The organism is Aliivibrio fischeri ATCC 7744 = JCM 18803 = DSM 507, from assembly GCF_023983475.1.
Classification (GTDB): domain Bacteria; phylum Pseudomonadota; class Gammaproteobacteria; order Enterobacterales; family Vibrionaceae; genus Aliivibrio; species Aliivibrio fischeri.
Window position 1 is genome coordinate 238,689 of the sequence record NZ_CP092713.1, and the last position, 22,974, is coordinate 261,662.

The 22,974-nt window shown below is 41.4% G+C and carries 4 protein-coding genes; 2 read left to right on the forward strand and 2 right to left on the reverse strand.

The window, feature by feature from the left end:
- The first annotated feature begins 1 nt into the window (after nucleotide 1).
- Entirely contained in the window at nucleotides 2-2,116 is a 2,115-nt protein-coding gene (locus AVFI_RS14740; protein ID WP_188863781.1) for a type I secretion system permease/ATPase, read from the forward strand.
- A 70-nt stretch (nucleotides 2,117-2,186) separates the two neighbouring features.
- On the opposite strand, the gene AVFI_RS14745 is transcribed toward AVFI_RS14740, so the two are convergent.
- Both AVFI_RS14745 and AVFI_RS14750 read right to left on the reverse strand, forming a co-directional pair.
- Nucleotides 2,187-2,795 (reverse strand): OmpA family protein, encoded by a 609-nt coding sequence (locus tag AVFI_RS14745; protein WP_005423894.1) that lies wholly within the window; start codon nucleotides 2,793-2,795, stop codon nucleotides 2,187-2,189.
- A gap of 2 nt (nucleotides 2,796-2,797) precedes the next feature.
- The gene (locus AVFI_RS14750) at nucleotides 2,798-4,114 is read right to left on the reverse strand and encodes a TolC family outer membrane protein (protein WP_005423893.1); all 1,317 of its coding nucleotides are present in this window, start codon (nucleotides 4,112-4,114) and stop codon (nucleotides 2,798-2,800) included.
- 540 nt (nucleotides 4,115-4,654) lie between these two features.
- On the opposite strand from AVFI_RS14750, the gene AVFI_RS14755 reads away from it, so the two are divergent.
- On the forward strand, nucleotides 4,655-22,879 hold the full coding sequence (locus AVFI_RS14755) for a cadherin domain-containing protein (RefSeq protein ID WP_252653963.1): 18,225 nt from the start codon (nucleotides 4,655-4,657) through the stop codon (nucleotides 22,877-22,879).
- Nucleotides 22,880-22,974: the final 95 nt, after the last annotated feature.

Below are 22,974 nucleotides of genomic sequence, written 5' to 3' on the forward strand. Positions count from 1 at the left end.
TATGAAGGATTCATTATTACATTCACTTTGCTATGTAAGTCGTTATTACGGACAAATAAATTCACCAGAAGCTTTGATTAATGGATTGCCATTACAAGATGGTAAGTTAACGCCATTTTTATTCTCTCGTGCAGCAGAAAGAGCAGGTTTAGTAGCAAAAGAAAACCAAGGCGAGTTACTTTCTATTCCTCAACTTATTTTACCTGTTGTTTTATTGCTAAAAGGGGGAGAGTCGTGTGTTTTAATCGGGTTTGATGCTGAGCGAAAAGAAGCTGAAATTATTACATTAAGCTCGGATATGTTACCTATATCTATTTCCGTTGAAGACTTAGAAGCTCAATATATTGGTAGGTATATCTTATTAAAAAAACAGTTCAGATATGATGATCGCTCACCTGAGATTTTAAAAAAGCGTGAAGGTCATTGGTTTTGGAGCACTTTGTTTGAATCGAAGCATATTTATCGAGATGTATTTATTGCTTCTATTTTGATTAATATATTTGCAATCGCTACACCAATGTTTACCCGTCTGGTGTACGATAAAGTTGTACCTAATTTAGCGTTCGAATCTCTATGGGTATTAGCTTCTGGTATTTTTGTTGTCTTTGTATTTGATTTTATTTTGAAATACTTAAGAGGCTATTTTATTGATGTAGCAGGTAAAAAATCTGATGTATTGATTTCTTCAAAGTTATTTCAAAAAGTATTAGGAATTCGAATGGAGGCCAAGCCAGCTTCTGTTGGAGCCTTTGCAAGGCATTTACAAGAGTTTGAGTCTATTCGTGATTTCTTTACCTCAGCAACGATAGCATCACTTATTGATTTACCTTTTGCACTTTTATTCTTATTTATTATTTATCTTGTTGCTGGTCCAATTGTATTAGTACCAGTTGTTGGTATTACATTACTGTTGATTCATGCCGCCATAATCCAAGGACCATTAAAGAAAACAATTGAGGAAGGCTCTCGCTTATCATCACAAAAATACGCTAACTTGATTGAAAGTTTAGTGGGTTTAGAAACGTTGAAGATATTCAATGCACAAAGTCAGTATCAATACCGCTGGGAAGAAGCTGTTACACATATCTCTAATTGGAGTATTAAAAGTCGAAGAATCACTGATTCGATTCAAAATATGGCAGGTTTTGTTCAACAGGCCGTAAATATAGGGATGATTATTGTTGGTGTTTATCTTATCTCTAATGGCGATCTAACGATGGGAGGGTTAATTGCATCAACAATGTTAAGTGGCAAAGCTATCGGTCCTTTGGTTCAAATTTCTTTACTATCAAGTCGTTATAATCAAGCTAAATCATCAATGACGATTATCGAAGAATTAATGGCAATGCCTGATGAGCAAGAGGAAGATAAGCGATATATTCACCGTCCAATACTGCAAGGTAAAATAGAGCTTGATAAGGTGAGCTTTAATTACCCTGGAGCTGAAGTGTCCGCTGTTCGTGATATTAGTCTTACGATTAATCCTGGAGAGAAGGTCGCTATTATTGGTCGAATTGGCTCAGGGAAAACAACATTAGAACGTCTCATTATGGGCCTGTATAAGCCTACATCGGGTTCTGTTCGTATTGATGATACCGATATATCACAATTACACCATGTTGATGTTAGACGCAATATAGGCTGCGTTCCTCAGGATATAACTCTATTTTATGGTTCCATACGTGAGAATATCTCTCTTGGACGTGAGTTATCTGACGATGCTGAGATAATGGATGCGGCTAATCGCGCTGGCGTCACCGCTTTTACACAGCAGGATCCTGCTGGATTAGAGCGTCAAGTCGGTGAGGGTGGATTGTTATTATCTGGTGGACAACGTCAATCTGTTGCTATTGCCCGTGCATTAATTGGTCGACCACCTGTTTTGTTGTTAGATGAACCAACAAGTTGTATGGATAATCGTACTGAGATGTTATTTAAAAATCAGCTTTCTCATTTAAAGTCCGCTGAAACGTTAATCCTTATCACGCATAAAACATCAATGTTGGATGTAGTCGATCGAATTATTGTAATGGAGAAGGGTCATATCATTGCTGATGGGCCAAAAGAACAAGTATTAAATGAATTGAAAACCGGAAAGGTAAGAGCGGTAAGTTAAGCTCCTTCTATTTTGTAATAAAAAGCCCCTCAATGAATTTCACTGAGGGGCTTTTTTTGGTTAGATAATGCTATCTCTTTTTACGGGATGTAAAAATATTCCATTCATTGACAACATCACCCTTAAATCCAACGACTGTCGCTACTACACGACGGTTTAGGGCATGGCTAACGGCTGAGTCGCCTTTAGCTGTTAATAATGTGTCACCAAAGCCTATGGTTTCAATACGTTGAGGATCAACGCCATATTCGATTAAAGCGACACGTACAGCAGCAGCTCGTAATTCTGATAAGCGAATATTATATTCAGCATTACCTTGTTGGCTTGCAAATCCTTGTAGTTGAATCGATGTTTCAGGGTACTCTTCTAAAAATTCCGCCATGGTGCGTATTTCGGTTTTGAATATTGGAGATATTTCTGATGAGTCATTTGCAAACAAGATCTTCAGATCTTTTTTATCTGAATGTTCGACATATTCAGCACAACCATCATTGTCAATTTGAGCGCCTCTAGGGGTCCCAGGACAAATGTCTCTTGCGTTAATTACGCCGTCATTGTCATCATCTCTTAAATCTGCGATTTGATCTGATGTAGGTGTTTCAATGTAATCTTTATCACCTGAAACACAGCCAGTTAAGAAAAGGCTAGCAATAATTAGAGGGTAAATTGATTGCTTCATAATTATTTCTCCTCTTCTTTTTCATTTTTATTGTCCCACTCTTGTGGAGTATCGATTAGCAATGATGGTAATAATGTTCCAGTTGCGTGTAATACTCTGTATTTTGCAAATTGTTCTGCATAGTGAGCATCAAGATATGATTTTCTTGCTTCAAAAAGTTCATTTTCAGTATTGAGTAAATCAAGTAGTGTACGTTTACCTATACGATATTGTTTTTCATAAGCAATAACGGTATCTGTTGCTGCATCAACGTGATCGGCTAAAAATTCTTTTTGCTGTAAGGTTAAATCTAGCGCACTCCAAGATAAGCGAAGGCCTTGTTCTACATTTCTATAAGCACTATCTCGCAAATCTTTCGCCATATTTAATTGATATGCGCTTTTTTCAGATAGAGAGCTATCCGTGCCGCCATTGTATAGGTTATAGCGCATGCGAACCATTGCAGAAAACTCGTCACTATTGCCTTCAATGCCTCCCGCGTCATCACGCCATGTTTGAGCTGCTTCTAAAGAAAATGTTGGGTAGTTATTACTTTTTGATTGCGCATATTGAAATTTAGCTGCTTGAATATCTGATTGAGCAGTTAAAATTACTGGATGATGTTTAAATGCTCTATCAATACCTTCTTGTAAACTTAAAGGTAAGGTATTCGCATCTGCTCTTGGATATATAAGAGCTTGAGGAGGTGATCCTACAATTTGTGTAAATACCGTATGAGTATCAAAAAGGTTATTTTGAGCAGCAAGTAAATTACCATGAGCTCTAGCGATACGAGCTTCAACTTGAGATACATCAGCCGTAGAGCCAATTCCTGATGCAGCACGTTTTTTTATGTCTTTATAGATTTTCTTATGAATAGCTAGATTGCTTTCAGATAACGCGAGAATTTCAGTTGCTTTAACCGCATCTAAATAAACTTGTGACACATCAAGAGCTTTGTTTTCAGCTAAAGATAATAGTTGTAATCTTGCAGATTCAGCTTCAGCTTCCGTTCGATCCATATCATTGATCGTGTTTGAGCCGTCCCAGATTAATTGGGTTAGAGATAGCGTTGCATCTTTTCGGGTTAAGCTTGTGTCGTTTCCGCTTGCTGGGTTGATTTGTTCATATCCAATACCAGCATCAAGATCTATAGAAGGTAAATAATTACCATCAACACTATTACTATCCTCAACAAAGCTCATATAAGAGTTATAAGCTTTCTTTACCTCAGGATTCGTCGTTAAGGTTTGAGATATTGCTTGCTCTAAAGTTTGAGCTTGTGAAGATACGCTCAAAACAAGCAAACTGCTGCATGTTGCGAGTTTTATCCATTTCAAAGTGTTTCTCCTAATAATCGTATCTTTAAACCATAAATGAAGAAGATATTAACAATTTTATCAATGAGTTAATAATAACATAATGTCATTACTCTGTACTTATTATGTGTACTATTTGTTAGAAATGCTACGTTATGTTGACTTGAAAAGCAAAAAATAACTTGTTGAAATATAATTAGTAACATTTTGGCACAAATAAAATAAAATAAAGTTGAAGGTTTCGGTAAAAGCGGAATAAAAAAGCAAACTTTATCAGGCTCATAATTGAGACTGTTAGCTTGTTTTTCTTAAAAAAGATAAAAATAATTTACCTCTGTTAAATAATGTTACGTTTATTTTGGAATAAATATCACATTTGTGAGCTCAGGCGTAAAATTAAGAAATCATGAAAAAAAGACCGATAACATACGTTACTTATCTGGTTTTAGTTGCGGTCGGTTTGTGGAAGAGATGTTAAATTTGTGATAAATTTATTTTGTGAATGGCTATTGTATTGAGTTGTGATAGTTGGTGTGAATAAATGGATTTGGGAATCTCTTCATGGACTTAAATATCTCAGCAAGCAAAGAACAACTTATTGTCATTGATAAAAATGGTAATTTAAAATTAATCAATGCAGGCGATAAAGTATTACCCGGAGAAATTTTACTTGAAAGTGATAATGGAAATATATCTTTAGATGTTAATGATATTCCGGAAGATGATAAAAATATTGAAGAGATTCTAAATGCAATTCTTGATGGTGAGGATCCTTCTTTAATAACTGAAGCCCCCGCAGCAGGTGAAGATTCTGGTTCTAGTTTAACTACATCGATTGAAATTGAAAGAACAGGCGAAAGTATAATTGCCGAAACAGATTTTGATACTTCTTCTTTAGAGGCTATTGGTTTATCTAAAACTCAAAGTTTAACATTGTTAGAACAATATAAAGCATATCGAGATACAGGTAGCTTTGATAATGGAATAACTAAAGATACTAAAAATAGCGCTATCAGTAATATTGTTGATGGTGATGAAAAAATAAATGCAGTTTCAGAAAATATAACGATAGGTAATAAAGTCAATATTACTGGTTTGGCCGTTGATCCAGATGGCGATAATGTGACTTATGCATTATCACAAGCAGACATTGATGCTGGGTTATTTGAAATCGACGCAATCACAGGCGTGGTGACGCTGATTGGTAATCTTGATCATGAAGTCGCTGATTCTCATTCCATTACCATCATTGCGGCGTCTACTGATGGCTCAACAAGCCAAGAAAGTTTTGATATTACAGTAACGGATGCAGATGGTTCGACACCGGGCGGTGGCGACACCGATAACGATGTGGGTCCTGTTACAGATTCAAATGCAGCAGAAAATACCCTGTCAGAGAATGCTGAGATTGGCACGGTTGTAAACATTACAGGTCTTGCGACAGATCCAGATGGCGATGAGGTGACTTATGCATTATCACAAGCAGACATTGATGCTGGGTTATTTGACATCGATGCAACCACAGGCGTGGTGACGCTGATTGGAAATTTAGATCATGAAGTAGCCGATTCTCATTCCATTACCATCATTGCGACGTCTACTGATGGCTCAACAAGCCAAGAAAGTTTTGATATTACAGTGACGGATGCAGGTGGTTCGACACCGGGCGGTGGCGACACGGATAACGATGTGGGTCCTGTTACAGATTCAAATGCAGCAGAAAATACCCTGTCAGAGAATGCTGAGATTGGCACGGTTGTAAACATTACAGGTCTTGCGACAGATCCTGATGGAGATGAGGTTAGTTATAAACTCTCTGATGCAGATATTGCGAAAGGTCTGTTTGCTATCGATGCAACCACAGGCGTGGTGACGCTGATTGGTAATCTTGATCATGAAGTCGCTGATTCTCATTCTATCACCATCATTGCCACGTCTACCGATGGCTCAATAAGCCAAGAAAGTTTTGATATTACAGTAACCGATGCAGATGGAATGACGCCGGGCGGCGGCGACACGGATAACGATGTAGGTCCAGTAACGGATTCGAATACTGTTGAAAATACTTTGTCAGAGAATGCTGAAATTGGGTCGGTTGTAAATATTACGGGCCTCGCCGTTGATCCTGATGGAGATGAGGTTAGCTATAAACTCTCAGATGCAGATATTGCGAAAGGTTTGTTTGCTATCGATGCCACTACAGGCGTGGTGACGCTGATTGGTAATTTAGATCATGAAGTAGCCGATTCTCACTCTATTACCATCATTGCGACGTCTACTGATGGCTCAACAAGCCAAGAAAGTTTTGATATTACGGTGACGGATGCAGATGGTTCGACACCGGGCGGTGGCGACACGGATAACGATGTGGGTCCTGTTACAGATTCAAATGCAGCGGATAATACTCTGTCAGAGAATGCTGAGATTGGGTCGGTTGTAAATATTACGGGCCTTGCGACAGATCCAGATGGTGACGAGGTTAGCTATAAACTCTCAGATGCAGATATTGTGAAAGGTCTGTTTGCTATCGATGCCACTACAGGCGTGGTGACGCTGATTGGTAATTTAGATCACGAAGTCGCCGATTCTCACTCTATCACCATTATTGCAACGTCTACTGATGGCTCAACAAGCCAAGAAAGTTTTGATATTACAGTGACCGATGCTGATGGTTCGAGACCGGGCGGTGGCGATACCGATAATGATTTAGGTCCTGTTACTGACAGTAATGCAGCGGATAATACGATTTCAGAGAATGCTGAAGTGGGCTCGGTCGTAAATATCACTGGCCTAGCCGTTGATCCTGATGGAGATGAGGTTAGCTATAAACTCTCAGATGCAGATATTGCAAAAGGTCTGTTTGCTATCGATGCAATCACAGGTGTGGTGACGCTGATTGGTAATCTTGATCATGAAGTCGCTGATTCTCATTCTATCACTATCATTGCGACGTCTACTGATGGCTCAACAAGCCAAGAAAGTTTTGATATTACGGTAACGGATGCAGATGGTTCGACACCGGGTGGCGGTGACACCGATAACGATGTGGGCCCGGTAACGGACTCGAATGCAGCGGATAATACCTTATCAGAGAATGCTGAGATTGGGTCGGTTGTAAATATTACAGGTCTCGCCGTTGATCCTGATGGAGATGAGGTTAGCTATAAACTCTCAGATGCAGATATTGCGAAAGGTTTGTTTGCTATCGATGCCACTACAGGTGTGGTGACGCTGATTGGTAATTTAGATCATGAAGTAGCCGATTCTCATTCTATCACCATCATTGCGACGTCTACTGATGGCTCAACAAGCCAAGAAAGTTTTGATATTACAGTAACGGATGCAGACGGTTCGACACCGGGCGGTGGCGACACCGATAACGATGTGGGTCCTGTTACAGATTCAAATGCAGCAGAAAATACCCTGCCAGAGAATGCTGAGATTGGCACGGTTGTAAATATCACGGGCCTCGCCGTTGATCCAGATGGTGATGAGGTGACTTATGCATTATCACAAACAGACATTGATGCTGGGTTATTTGAAATCGACGCAATCACAGGCGTGGTGACGCTGATTGGTAATCTTGATCACGACACTGCGGATTCTCATTCTATCACCATCATTGCGACGTCAACGGATGGCTCAACAAGCCAAGCATCATTTGATATTACGGTAACGGATGCAGACGGTTCGACACCGGGCGGTGGCGACACCGATAACGATGTGGGTCCTGTTACAGATTCAAATGCAGCGGATAATACCCTGTCAGAGAATGCTGAGATTGGGTCGGTTGTAAATATTACAGGTCTCGCCGTTGATCCTGATGGAGATGAGGTTAGCTATAAACTCTCAGATGCAGATATTGCGAAAGGTCTGTTTGCTATCGATGCAACCACAGGCGTGGTGACGTTAATTGGTAATCTTGATCATGAAGTAGCCGATTCTCATTCAATTACCATTATTGCGACGTCTACCGATGGCTCAACAAGTGAAGCTAGTTTTGATATTACGGTAACGGATGCAGATGGTTCGACACCGGGCGGTGGCGACACCGATAACGATGTGGGTCCTGTTACAGATTCAAATGCAGCAGAAAATACCCTGTCAGAGAATGCTGAGATTGGTACGGTTGTAAATATCACTGGCTTTGCGACAGATCCAGATGGTGATGAGGTGACTTATGCATTATCACAAACAGACATTGATGCTGGGTTATTTGAAATCGACGCAATCACAGGCGTGGTGACGCTGATTGGTAATCTTGATCACGACACTGCGGATTCTCATTCCATTACCATTATTGCGACGTCTACTGACGGCTCAACAAGTGAAGCTAGTTTTGATATTACGGTAACGGATGCAGATGGTTCGACACCGGGCGGTGGCGACACCGATAACGATGTGGGTCCTGTTAGAGATTCAAATGCAGCAGAAAATACCCTGTCAGAGAATGCTGAGATTGGCACGGTTGTAAATATTACAGGTCTTGCGATAGATCCAGATGGCGATAATGTGACTTATGCATTATCACAAGCAGACATTGATGCTGGGTTATTTGAAATCGACGCAATCACAGGTGTGGTGACACTGATTGGTAATCTTGATCATGAAGTCGCTGATTCTCACTCTATTACCATCATTGCGACATCGACCGATGGCTCAACAAGTCTAGAAAGTTTTGATATTACGGTGATGGATGCAGACGGTTCGACACCGGGTGGCGGCGACACGGATAACGATGTAAGTCCTGTTACTGACAGTAATGCAGCGGATAATACGATTTCAGAAAATGCTGAGATTGGCACGGTTGTAAATATCACTGGCTTTGCGACAGATCCAGATGGTGATGAGGTGACTTATGCATTATCACAAACAGACATTGATGCTGGGTTATTTGAAATCGACGCAATCACAGGCGTGGTGACGCTGATTGGTAATCTTGATCACGACACTGCGGATTCTCATTCTATCACCATCATTGCGACGTCAACGGATGGCTCAACAAGTGAAGCTAGTTTTGATATTACGGTAACCGATGCAGACGGTTCGACACCGGGCGGTGGCGACACCGATAACGATGTGGGTCCTGTTAGAGATTCAAATGCAGCAGAAAATACCCTGTCAGAGAATGCTGAGATTGGCACGGTTGTAAATATTACAGGTCTTGCGATAGATCCAGATGGCGATAATGTGACTTATGCATTATCACAAGCAGACATTGATGCTGGGTTATTTGAAATCGACGCAATCACAGGTGTGGTGACACTGATTGGTAATCTTGATCATGAAGTCGCTGATTCTCACTCTATTACCATCATTGCGACATCGACCGATGGCTCAACAAGTCTAGAAAGTTTTGATATTACGGTGATGGATGCAGACGGTTCGACACCGGGTGGCGGTGATACCGATAACGATGTGAGTCCTGTTACTGACAGTAATGCAGCGGATAATACGATTTCTGAAAATGCAGAAGTAGGCACGGTTGTAAATATTACAGGTCTTGCGACAGATCCCGATGGGGATGATGTTAGTTATAAACTCTCAGATGCAGATATTGCAAAAGGTCTGTTTGCTATCGATGCCACTACAGGCGTGGTGACGCTGATTGGTAATCTTGATCACGACACTGCGGATTCTCACTCTATCACCATAATTGCGACGTCTACTGATGGCTCAACAAGCCAAGAAAGTTTTGATATTACAGTAACCGATGCAGATGGTTCGACATCGGGCGGTGGCGACACGGATAACGATGTGGGTCCAGTAACGGATTCGAATACTGCTGAAAATACCTTGTCAGAGAATGCTGAAATTGGGTCGGTTGTAAATATTACGGGTCTCGCCGTTGATCCTGATGGCGATGAGGTTAGTTATAAACTCTCTGATGCAGATATTGCAAAAGGTTTGTTTGCTATCGATGCCACTACAGGTGTGGTGACGCTGATTGGTAATCTTGATCATGAAGTAGCAGATTCTCATTCCATTACCATCATTGCGACATCGACTGATGGCTCAACAAGCCAAGAAAGTTTTGATATTACAATAACGGATGCAGATGGTTCGACACCGGGCGGTGGCGACACGGATAACGATGTCGGTCCTGTTACAGATTCAAATGCAGCAGAAAATACCTTGTCAGAGAATGCAGAAGTGGGCTCGGTTGTAAATATTACGGGTCTCGCCGTTGATCCTGATGGAGACGAGGTTAGTTATAAACTCTCTGATGCAGATATTGCAAAAGGTTTGTTTGCTATCGATGCAACCACAGGTGTGGTGACGCTGATTGGTAATCTTGATCACGACACTGCGGATTCTCATTCTATCACCATCATTGCGACATCGACTGATGGCTCAACAAGCCAAGAAAGTTTTGATATTACGGTAACAAATGCGGATGGTTCGACACCGGGCGGTGGCGATACCGATAACGATGTGGGGCCGGTAACAGATTCAAATACTGCTGAAAATACCTTGTCAGAGAATGCTGAGATTGGGTCGGTTGTAAATATTACGGGCCTAGCCGTTGATCCTGATGGAGATGAGGTTAGCTATAAACTCTCTGATGCAGATATTGCGAAAGGTTTGTTTGCTATCGATGCCACTACAGGCGTGGTGACGCTGATTGGTAATTTAGATCATGAAGTAGCCGATTCTCACTCTATTACCATCATTGCGACGTCTACTGATGGCTCAACAAGCCAAGAAAGTTTTGATATTACGGTGACGGATGCAGATGGTTCGACACCGGGCGGTGGCGACACGGATAACGATGTAGGTCCGGTAACGGATTCGAATACTGCTGAAAATACCTTATCAGAGAATGCTGAAATTGGGTCGGTTGTAAACATTACAGGTCTTGCGACAGATCCAGATGGCGATGATGTAACTTATGCATTATCACAAGCAGACATTGATACTGGGTTATTTGAAATCGACGCAATCACAGGTGTGGTGACGCTGATTGGTAATTTAGATCATGAAGTAGCCGATTCTCATTCCATCACCATCATTGCGACATCGACCGATGGCTCAACAAGCCAAGAAAGTTTTGATATTACAGTAACGGATGCAGACGGTTCGACACCGGGCGGTGGCGACACCGATAACGATGTGGGTCCAGTAACGGATTCGAATACTGTTGAAAATACTTTGTCAGAGAATGCTGAAATTGGGTCGGTTGTAAATATCACGGGCCTCGCCGTTGATCCTGATGGAGATGAGGTTAGTTATAAACTCTCTGATGCAGATATTGCGAAAGGTCTGTTTGCTATCGATGCAACCACAGGCGTGGTGACGCTGATTGGTAATCTTGATCATGAAGTCGCTGATTCTCATTCTATCACCATCATTGCCACTTCTACCGATGGCTCAACAAGCCAAGCATCATTTGATATTACGGTAACCGATGCAGATGGTTCGACACCGGGTGGCGGTGACACCGATAACGATGTAGGTCCGGTAACTGATTCGAATACTGCTGAAAATACCTTATCAGAGAATGCTGAAATTGGGTCGGTTGTAAATATTACGGGCCTTGCGACAGATCCAGATGGTGACGAGGTTAGTTATAAGCTCTCAGATGCAGATATTGTGAAAGGTCTGTTTGCTATCGATGCCACTACAGGCGTGGTGACGCTGATTGGTAATTTAGATCACGAAGTCGCCGATTCTCACTCTATCACCATTATTGCAACGTCTACTGATGGCTCAACAAGCCAAGAAAGTTTTGATATTACAGTGACCGATGCTGATGGTTCGAGACCGGGCGGTGGCGATACCGATAACGATGTAGGTCCTGTTACAGATTCAAATGCAGCTGAAAATACTTTGTCAGAGAATGCTGAAATTGGGGCGGTTGTAAACATTACGGGCCTAGCGACAGATCCAGATGGCGATGATGTAACTTATGCATTATCACAAGCAGACATTGATGCAGGGTTATTTGAAATCGATGCCACTACAGGTGTAGTGACGTTAATTGGTAATTTAGATCACGAAGTAGCCGATTCTCACTCTATCACCATCATTGCGACATCGACTGATGGCTCAACAAGCCAAGAAAGTTTTGATATTACAGTAACCGATGCAGATGGTTCGACACCGGGCGGTGGCGACACGGATAACGATGTGGGTCCTGTTACTGACAGTAATGCAGCGGATAATACGATTTCAGAGAATGCTGAAATTGGGTCGGTTGTAAATATCACTGGCCTTGCGACAGATCCAGATGGTGATGAGGTTAGTTATAAGCTCTCTGATGCAGATATTGCAAAAGGTTTGTTTGCTATCGATGCAACCACAGGTGTGGTGACGTTAATTGGTAATTTAGATCATGAAGTAGCAGATTCTCATTCTATCACCATCATTGCGACATCGACCGATGGCTCAACGAGCCAAGAAAGTTTTGATATTACAGTAACGGATGCAGATGGTTCGACACCGGGCGGTGGCGACACGGATAACGATGTAGGTCCGGTAACGGATTCGAATACTGCTGAAAATACCTTATCAGAGAATGCTGAAATTGGGTCGGTTGTAAACATTACAGGTCTTGCGACAGATCCAGATGGCGATGATGTAACTTATGCATTATCACAAGCAGACATTGATACTGGGTTATTTGAAATCGACGCAATCACAGGTGTGGTGACGCTGATTGGTAATTTAGATCATGAAGTAGCAGATTCTCATTCTATCACCATCATTGCGACATCGACCGATGGCTCAACAAGCCAAGAAAGTTTTGATATTACAGTAACGGATGCAGATGGTTCGACACCGGGTGGCGGTGATACCGATAACGATGTGAGTCCTGTTACTGACAGTAATGCAGTGGATAATACGATTTCTGAAAATGCAGAAGTAGGCACGGTTGTAAATATTACAGGTCTTGCGACAGATCCAGATGGCGATGATGTAACTTATGCATTATCACAAGCAGACATTGATACTGGGTTATTTGAAATCGACGCAATCACAGGTGTGGTGACGCTGATTGGTAATTTAGATCATGAAGTAGCAGATTCTCATTCTATCACCATCATTGCGACATCGACCGATGGCTCAACAAGCCAAGAAAGTTTTGATATTACAGTAACGGATGCAGATGGTTCGACACCGGGTGGCGGTGATACCGATAACGATGTGAGTCCTGTTACTGACAGTAATGCAGTGGATAATACGATTTCTGAAAATGCAGAAGTAGGCACGGTTGTAAATATTACAGGTCTTGCGACAGATCCCGATGGGGATGATGTTAGTTATAAACTCTCAGATGCAGATATTGCGAAAGGTTTGTTTGCTATCGATGCAACCACAGGTGTGGTGACGTTAATTGGTAATTTAGATCATGAAGTAGCAGATTCTCATTCTATCACCATCATTGCGACATCGACCGATGGCTCAACGAGCCAAGAAAGTTTTGATATTACAGTAACGGATGCAGATGGTTCGACACCGGGCGGTGGCGACACGGATAACGATGTAGGTCCAGTAACGGATTCGAATACTGCTGAAAATACCTTATCAGAGAATGCTGAAATTGGGTCGGTTGTAAACATTACAGGTCTTGCGACAGATCCAGATGGCGATGATGTAACTTATGCATTATCACAAGCAGACATTGATACTGGGTTATTTGAAATCGACGCAATCACAGGTGTGGTGACGCTGATTGGTAATTTAGATCATGAAGTAGCAGATTCTCATTCTATCACCATCATTGCGACATCGACCGATGGCTCAACAAGCCAAGAAAGTTTTGATATTACAGTAACGGATGCAGATGGTTCGACACCGGGTGGCGGTGATACCGATAACGATGTGAGTCCTGTTACTGACAGTAATGCAGTGGATAATACGATTTCTGAAAATGCAGAAGTAGGCACGGTTGTAAATATTACAGGTCTTGCGACAGATCCCGATGGGGATGATGTTAGTTATAAACTCTCAGATGCAGATATTGCGAAAGGTTTGTTTGCTATCGATGCCACTACAGGCGTGGTGACGCTGATTGGTAATTTAGATCACGAAGTCGCCGATTCTCACTCTATCACCATTATTGCAACGTCTACTGATGGCTCAACAAGCCAAGAAAGTTTTGATATTACAGTGACCGATGCTGATGGTTCGAGACCGGGCGGTGGCGATACCGATAATGATTTAGGTCCTGTTACTGACAGTAATGCAGCGGATAATACGATTTCAGAGAATGCTGAAGTGGGCTCGGTCGTAAATATCACTGGCCTTGCGACAGATCCAGATGGTGATGAGGTGACTTATGCATTATCACAAGCAGACATTGATGCAGGGTTATTTGACATCGATGCAACCACAGGTGTGGTGACGTTAATTGGTAATTTAGATCACGAAGTGGCTGATTCTCATTCCATTACCATCATTGCGACATCGACCGATGGCTCAACAAGCCAAGAAAGTTTTGATATTACGGTGACGGATGCTGATGGTTCGACACCGGGCGGTGGCGATACCGATAACGATGTAGGTCCGGTAACGGACTCGAATGCAGCGGATAATACCTTATCAGAGAATGCTGAAATTGGGTCGGTTGTAAATATTACGGGCCTAGCCGTTGATCCTGATGGAGATGAGGTTAGCTATAAACTCTCAGATGCAGATATTGCAAAAGGTCTGTTTGCTATCGATGCAACCACAGGTGTGGTGACGTTAATTGGTAATCTTGATCATGAAGTAGCAGATTCTCATTCCATTACCATCATTGCGACGTCTACTTATGGCTCAACAAGCCAAGAAAGTTTTGATATTACAGTAACAGATATAGATGAAATTCCACCGAATCCACCGACGATTACTTTAGATATCGACAGCGGTAAGTTGGGTAATGATTTCCTAACTAACGATGGCTCATTCACAGTAACCTCAAGCGAAGTTGGTAATACAGTTGAATATCAAGCGGCGGATGGCAGTTGGTCAACAACACCTCCTGCTGTGGTTGAAGGCGACAACTCAATTACGGTCCGAGAGACAGATGCGGCAGGTAATGTGTCTGGTTCGAGTACATTAGATTTTGTGCTTGATACGCAAGCACCGAATGCTCCGACCATCACATTGGATGTTGATTCGGGTATTAGTGATGGTGATTTATTAACGAATGACGGTTCATTTACGGTCACGCCAAGTGAAGATGGTAATACGGTTGAGTACTTCGTGAATGGTGCATGGACGACTGATGCTCCTGTTGTGGCTGAAGGTGATAACTCAATTACAGTTCGAGAAACTGATGCTGCGGGTAATGTGTCTGGTTCAAATACCCTAGATTTTGTTTTGGATACGCAAGCGCCAAATGCTCCAACCATCACTTTAGATACAGACAGTGGCAAACTAGGTAATGATTTCTTAACTAACGATGGCTCATTTACGGTCACGCCAAGTGAAGACGGCAATACTGTTGAATACTTCGTTAATGGTGAGTGGACGACTGATGCGCCAACCGCTACCGAAGGTGCTAACTCAATTACAGTTCGTGAAACTGATGCTGCAGGCAATGTCTCTGGATCGAGTACATTAGATTTTGTTTTAGATACGCAAGCGCCGAATGCTCCGACGATCACACTAGATACTGACTCGGGTATTAGTAATGGTGATCTACTTACGAACGATGGTTCATTCACCGTAACCCCAAGTGAAGTTGGTAATACAGTTGAATATCAGGCTGCAGATGGTAGTTGGTCAACAACACCTCCTGCAGTGGTTGAAGGCGACAACTCAATTACGGTGCGAGAGATAGATGCAGCAGGTAATGTGTCTGGCTCAAATACCCTAGATTTTGTGCTTGATACGCAAGCACCGAACGCTCCGACGATCACATTGGATGCTGATTCAGGCATTAGTGATGGTGATTTATTAACGAATGACGGTTCATTCACCGTCACGCCAAGCGAAGTTGGTAATACGGTTGAATATCAGGCAGCAGATGGCAGTTGGTCAACAACACCTCCTGCTGTGGTTGAAGGCGACAACTCCATTACGGTGCGAGAGACAGATGCGGCAGGTAATGTGTCTGGCTCGAGTACACTTGATTTTGTGCTTGATACGCAAGCCCCGAATGCACCAGCAATTACTCTTGATACGGACAGTGGTAAGTTGGGTGATGACTTCCTAACTAACGATGGTTCATTCACAGTAACCCCAAGCGAAGATGGTAATACGGTTGAGTATTTCGTGAATGGTGAGTGGACGACTGATGCGCCAATCGCTACCGAAGGTGCTAACTCAATTACGGTTCGAGAGACTGATGCTGCAGGCAATGTCTCTGGCTCGAGTACACTAGATTTTGTTTTGGATACGCAAGCACCGAATGCTCCGACGATCACATTGGATGTTGATTCAGGTATTAGTCATGGTGATCTACTTACGAATGACGGTTCATTTACGGTCACGCCAAGTGAAGATGGTAATACGGTTGAGTACTTCGTGAATGGTGCGTGGACGACTGATGCTCCTGCTGTGGTTGAAGGCGACAACTCAATTACGGTCCGAGAAACTGATGCGGCGGGTAATGTGTCTGGTTCAAATACACTTGATTTTGTTTTAGATACGCAAGCGCCAAATGCTCCAAGCATCACATTGGATGTTGATTCAGGTATTAGTAATGGTGATCTACTTACGAATGACGGTTCATTTACGGTCACGCCAAGTGAAGATGGTAATACGGTTGAGTACTTCGTGAATGGTGCGTGGACGACTGATGCTCCTGCTGTGGTTGAAGGCGACAACTCCATTACGGTGCGAGAGACAGATGCGGCAGGTAATGTGTCTGGTTCAAATACACTTGATTTTGTGCTTGATACGCAAGCGCCGAACGCTCCGACGATCACATTGGATGTTGATTCGGGTATTAGTGATGGTGATTTATTAACGAATGACGGTTCATTCACCGTCACGCCAAGCGAAGATGGCAATGCGGTTGAGTATTTCGTTAATGGTGAGTGGACAACTGATGCTCCTGCAGTGGTTGAAGGTGATAACTCAATTACGGTTCGTGAGACTGATGCTGCAGGCAATGTCTCTGGCTCGAGTACACTAGATTTTGTTTTGGATACGCAAGCACCGAACGCTCCAACCATCACTTTAGATACAGACAGTGGCAAACTAGGTAATGATTTCCTAACTAACGATGGCTCATTCACAGTAACCCCAAGCGAAGTTGGTAATACAGTTGAATATCAGGCTGCAGATGGCAGTTGGTCAACAACACCTCCTGCTGTGGTTGAAGGTAATAACTCAATTACAGTTCGTGAAACTGATGCGGCAGGCAATGTTTCTGACTCAAATACACTTGATTTTGTTTTGGATACGCAAGCGCCAAATGCTCCGACGATCACATTGGATGTTGATTCGGGTATTAGTGATGGTGATTTATTAACGAATGACGGTTCATTTACGGTCACGCCAAGTGAAGATGGTAATACGGTTGAGTACTTCGTGAATGGTGCGTGGACGACTGATGCGCCAACCGCTACCGAAGGTGCTAATTCAATTACGGTTCGTGAGACCGATGCTGCGGGTAATGTCTCTGGCTCAAATACACTTGATTTTGTTTTAGATACTTCTGCAAATGCAGGTACTGTGATTGTAGATAATATCACTGAAGATGATGTAATTAATGCTAGCGAAAGTGGCGAGACCATCATGGTTTCAGGTACAGCAATAGGTGGTGATATAAGTAAAGATGATGTTGTCACCATGATTATCAATGGGCAATCTTATGAAACTACGGTTAATCAAGATGGTAGTTGGAGTGTGGCTGTTGAAGGTAGTGATTTAGCGGCAGATACCGAATTTGAAGTATCTGTCAGCTCAAGTGATGATGCGGGCAATATAGTCGAGAGTAAAGTTACATCGCTTCACACTGTTGATACTCAGACTGGTACTGACGGCGCTGCACCAACCGTAGTGATCACAGAAGATAGTAGTCCTAATGATGGTTTAATTAGTGCTTCTGAGTTGGTGGGTGATATTAATGTGAGCATTGGTTTGCCGACAGGAGCTTTAGAAGGTGAGATCATTACCGTAAGTGATGGTACCACAACAAAAGAGAGCACTTTAACAGGTGCTCATTTAATCGCTGGTACTATAACAACAACGTTCCCAAGTCCTGGTGAAGGTAATGAGATTAAAGTTACTGCAACGCTAACGGATCAATATGGAAATGAATCAGAGACTGGCGAAGACGTTGCGGTAATTGATACCTTAGTAGAAGCTGGCGCTGTTACGGTTGCTAATATCACAGAAGATGATGTTATTAATGCTAGCGAAAGTGGTGAGACCATAATAGTTACGGGTACCGCAATTGGTGGTGACATCAGTAAAGATGATGTTGTTACTATGATTATCAATGGTCAATCTTACGAAACGGTAGTTAATCAGGATGGTACTTGGAGTGTTGAGGTTGCGGGTAGTGACTTGGCTGAGGATACCGAGTTTGAAGTTGTTGTGAAATCAAGTGACGATGCAGGTAATACCGTAGAAAGTAAGGTGACATCAACACATACTGTTGATACTGACGTTCTGACGGAAACCGATGGCGATGGAAATACTGGTATCACTTCAGATATCACTGATGCTACAAATAGTGGCTCTAATGATGACACAATAACTAATGATGCAACGCCTGATATCACGGGCGTAACAGAAGCAGGTGCTAAGGTAACCATTACCTATAGGGACGCATCAGACACGTTACGCACAGCTACGAGTACAGCAAGTGCTAACGGTGTTTATACCATCGCAATTTTGCACGCTTTGGCGGAAGGTTCTAACCTTATTGATATTGTTGCCGTTGATTCAGCAGGAAATACCGTATCAACTACACAAGATGTAACGGTTGATACTAAAGTGCTGACGGAAACGGTTGGGGATGGTGATTTAGGTATTATTTCTGATATTACAGATAATACTAATACAGGTTCAAACTCTGATACCGTAACGAATAATACAACGCCAGATATCACCGGTGTAACTGAAGCTGGTGCTAAGGTTACTATTACTTATACCGATAAAGATGGTGTTATTCATACCACCGATGAAGTAACAGCAAATCAGAATGGTGAATACACCATATCTCTTCCTTATCAGTTAAATGAAGGAGCAAATGCATTAACCGTAACAGCAATAGATATTGCAGGTAATAAGACTGAAGTAATACAAGATGTCACTATCAATGCAGATCCTATTGCTAATGATTTTGACATTCAGCTGGTTGATGATATTAGCACTCAATTTAGTTTCGACGCATATGTCAGTGATCTTGAAGATGACGAAAACGATACAGATAACAAGTTTGTAGACATTACGATAACGGATTCGCCAGAGTTTGGTACGCTTTATGTTGTTGATGGAGATACTAAAACTGAAATTACATCTTCGACAATATTAACGGAGTCAGATCAAATTGAATATGTTCTGGATGGATCGATCAATGATGATTTAAGTTTTAATGCTCAAGAAGACTTTGCTCCAAATTACTCAAACGGAAGTGTTAACTCATTTACATTAGCAAGTGGTGTTATTATTTCTGGTGGACAATTTACCGGAGATAGTCCTGATAATACCAGCACGCTAACCCCTGAAACGCTTTATTATGATAACGTTGCTCAAGAAACAGGTTTAGGTGTTGGTAACAGTGAAATCGATGTAAAAACAAAAGATTATGTTGAAATTGATTTCAGCAATGTTGGGTCACCAAATACAACAGAGGTAGTAATAACTGAAGTTAATATAGACTTTGGTAGTGTTTGGGGAAATTATTCAGAAAACAGCAGTGCTGATGCCAAAGTTCAAGTATTACTTTTCAAAGATGGGGTTTTAGTTGGTGAAAGTCCTTATACCTTTGATGATGAAAATAACGGTATTTATGATGGTAGTGGCGAGTTTACTGCCAATATTCAACTTGATAGCGGTTTTGACCAAATTAGAGTTTATACCATTCATGGTGAAGGTTCGACATCATCAAATTCTAATTTGACTCTACAAGGTGTTGAAGTTGTTGATGCCATGGTAAGTGAAGATATTCACTATCAAGCGATAGACAGTGATGATGCGATTGATACTGGTGTTATTACTATTTCTACCGATAGTACTGATAAAGCCACGAATAATGCTCCAATTGTTGATAACTCAGTATTTAGTGAAACGTATGAAGATGTAGCTATTCCACTAAATTTAAGTGAGTTACTGATAAGTGATTTGGATGGTGATGATGTTACTCTAACTAATATTACCGTTGATCCAGCATTTGGTTCTTTAGAACTTATTTTCAATGGCGATGAAGTCATTGGGGCTATATTTACTCCAGTTGAAAATAAACATTTCGATAGTAACTCACCTGTTGAATTTACGATTACGGTGAGCGATGGGCATAAAACCTCAACAGGAACTGCAGAAATGGTTGTTAATGCTCAAGCAGATAAACCAACGGTTTCTTTAGTTTTAGGCGAGCCAGTTATTACTAATTCAGCACCTAGTTTTGATACTAGTGATGTTGAAGCGATTAAAGAATATTTTGAAAATGGCGGCACTATTCCTGGGGTTGGCAATGTAACTTACAACGCTGCGATGGTTGTTGCTGATGATGGAAATAACTTAATCATAGGTACTCCATTAGGTGATAACTTAATTGGTGATTCTATTCACGGAACAGGCAATGATGTTTTTGTTGGTGGCGGGTTAAATGACTCTATTTATGGTGGTACAGGTCCTCTTGATTCTGGTATTGATGCCGTTATTTATAGCGGAAGCATCGATGAATATTTAATTACGAACCAAGGTGGATCACATGGTGGAGGCGTTGATCACTGGGTAGTTACAGATACATTGGGGCGTGATACGGGCTACGATCATACAGCACCAGAAGATAATGGAGATCAGTTATATCAAATTGAACGACTTGTGTTTTCTGATGCGATCGTTGAGCTAAATCCTGACGGTAGTTATACGATCATACAAAATGTTGAGATCCCATTAGATCTATCGGCAAGTGTTACAGACCTTGATGGCAGTGAGTCGCTGGAATCGTTAGTGTTGTCTGGACTAAGTGAAAATGCAGTAATTTTAGATGAGAATAAGCAGCCGATTGGTACTTATGATGAGGCTACGGGTAGTTGGATTCTTCCTGTTGGTACGGGAAATCAGACTGTTGATTTCAGTAACCTGAGTATTCAAGTTCCTAAGTCTGAATCTGACTTTACATTAAAGGCGACAGCAACAGCGATTGAAGCATCAAATTCTGATACTTCTTCTGGGGAGGCTGAAGCAACCTTACCGCAAGATATTTTAGTTGATCAGGGTGGTTCATTACCGACAACATTAATTACTCTTGCTCTTGATTCATCAGGAAGCATGGGAGATGTGGAAGTCGATGATAAAGAAAGAATGCAATTAGTCTTAGAATCATCTATTAAGCTATTAGAAGATATTCAAAATCAACCAAATTCAGGAACAGTGCAAGTTCAACTGATTGATTTTGATAATCGTTATTATGATGATGAAAATGACACAGCCACCTCTTTAGGGTGGTATTCTGTTGCTGATGCAATTACTCATCTACAAGGTGCTATCGAGATTGAGATGATTTCTGACCCTTACCATATAGGGGGAGGAACAGATTATAGTGAAGCTATCTATGCGATACTTGATGGGTATTCGAATGATAAGATTCCGAATGACGTTGATTTATCAAATACAAATGATGTGATTTACTTTATTAGTGATGGCCACAATAACGAAGTAATACCTGTAGATCTTTTAGTTCAATGGAATGAGTTCATTGAAGATAAAGAAGTCAAAGCGGTAGGCGTTATAAATGATGGTACAAATAATCCATATTTAGGTGGGTTAACTGATATTAGTGATAATGTTATTTATATCGAAGATAAAGAGTTATATACGGTACTCCCTCAGCTTAAACCTACTATTGGGCAGCAAGGAGCACTTACTGGTTCTTTAACTGGAATTGCTAACTCAGAGCTTGTTATTGAGGCATCTAAAATCAATGTATTAAAAGTTATAGATCAAGATGGAAATGCATCCTCAGAAAATGTGGACATTAATCTTTATGAAGAGAAGCTTCAGCTTGTAACTGATTACGGTAATTTATTGATTAGTAAAGATGGAAGTTACTTATTCCAACCTATCGATAACCCGACTCTCATTGATAGTGGTAAATCGGTTACATATGAACTTGCCTATACTGTCATTGATGGCGAAGGTGTTGAGTATTTACAGCAAGCAACGCTTAATGTTAGTCCTTCTGATGAAACGAATATACAGATCAATCATTCATTAAGTGGTTCAACCGGTAATGATGTGGTTATTGGTCGCGATGAAGATGACGTTATCTTTGCTCATCAAGGTAACGATATTCTAATAGGTGGTCTTGGAGATGATATCTTAGTTGGGGGTATTGGTGATGACATCTTTAAATGGGTTGATCAAGGTGCTGATTCAGGAATTGATACCATTAAAGATTTCACTAAAGGTGAAGACTTAATTGATATTACTGAAATATTAAATGATGATATTCATCAAAATGATCTTAATGATTTACTTGAACATATAACCATCTCTGAAGATGGTGATGATTTAACGCTCTCGATTACAGATGATGAAGGTAAAGATCATACGATTGTTGTTGAGGGAGGTGTTGGTTCATTTGGGTTGGACAATGCTAATTTCTCAAATCAAGCGGAGATCCTTACTAAACTACTTGATGAGCAGCTTTTTAAATTAGATGACACTATCTAACTTATTGTTAATACAAAATTTAGGGTCTAATTAGGCCCTTTTTTTAGGTTCATCGCAGATTAGCGGGAATTGAAAACAAAAACGGCAGTTAGTGG

Excerpts from the sequence above, each read along its gene's own strand:
- AVFI_RS14740 (WP_188863781.1), top strand. The coding sequence starts at position 2 with ATGAAGGATTCATTATTACATTCACTTTGCTATGTAAGTCGTTATTAC.
- AVFI_RS14745 (WP_005423894.1), bottom strand. The coding sequence starts at position 2,795 with ATGAAGCAATCAATTTACCCTCTAATTATTGCTAGCCTTTTCTTAACT.
- AVFI_RS14755 (WP_252653963.1), top strand. The coding sequence starts at position 4,655 with ATGGACTTAAATATCTCAGCAAGCAAAGAACAACTTATTGTCATTGAT.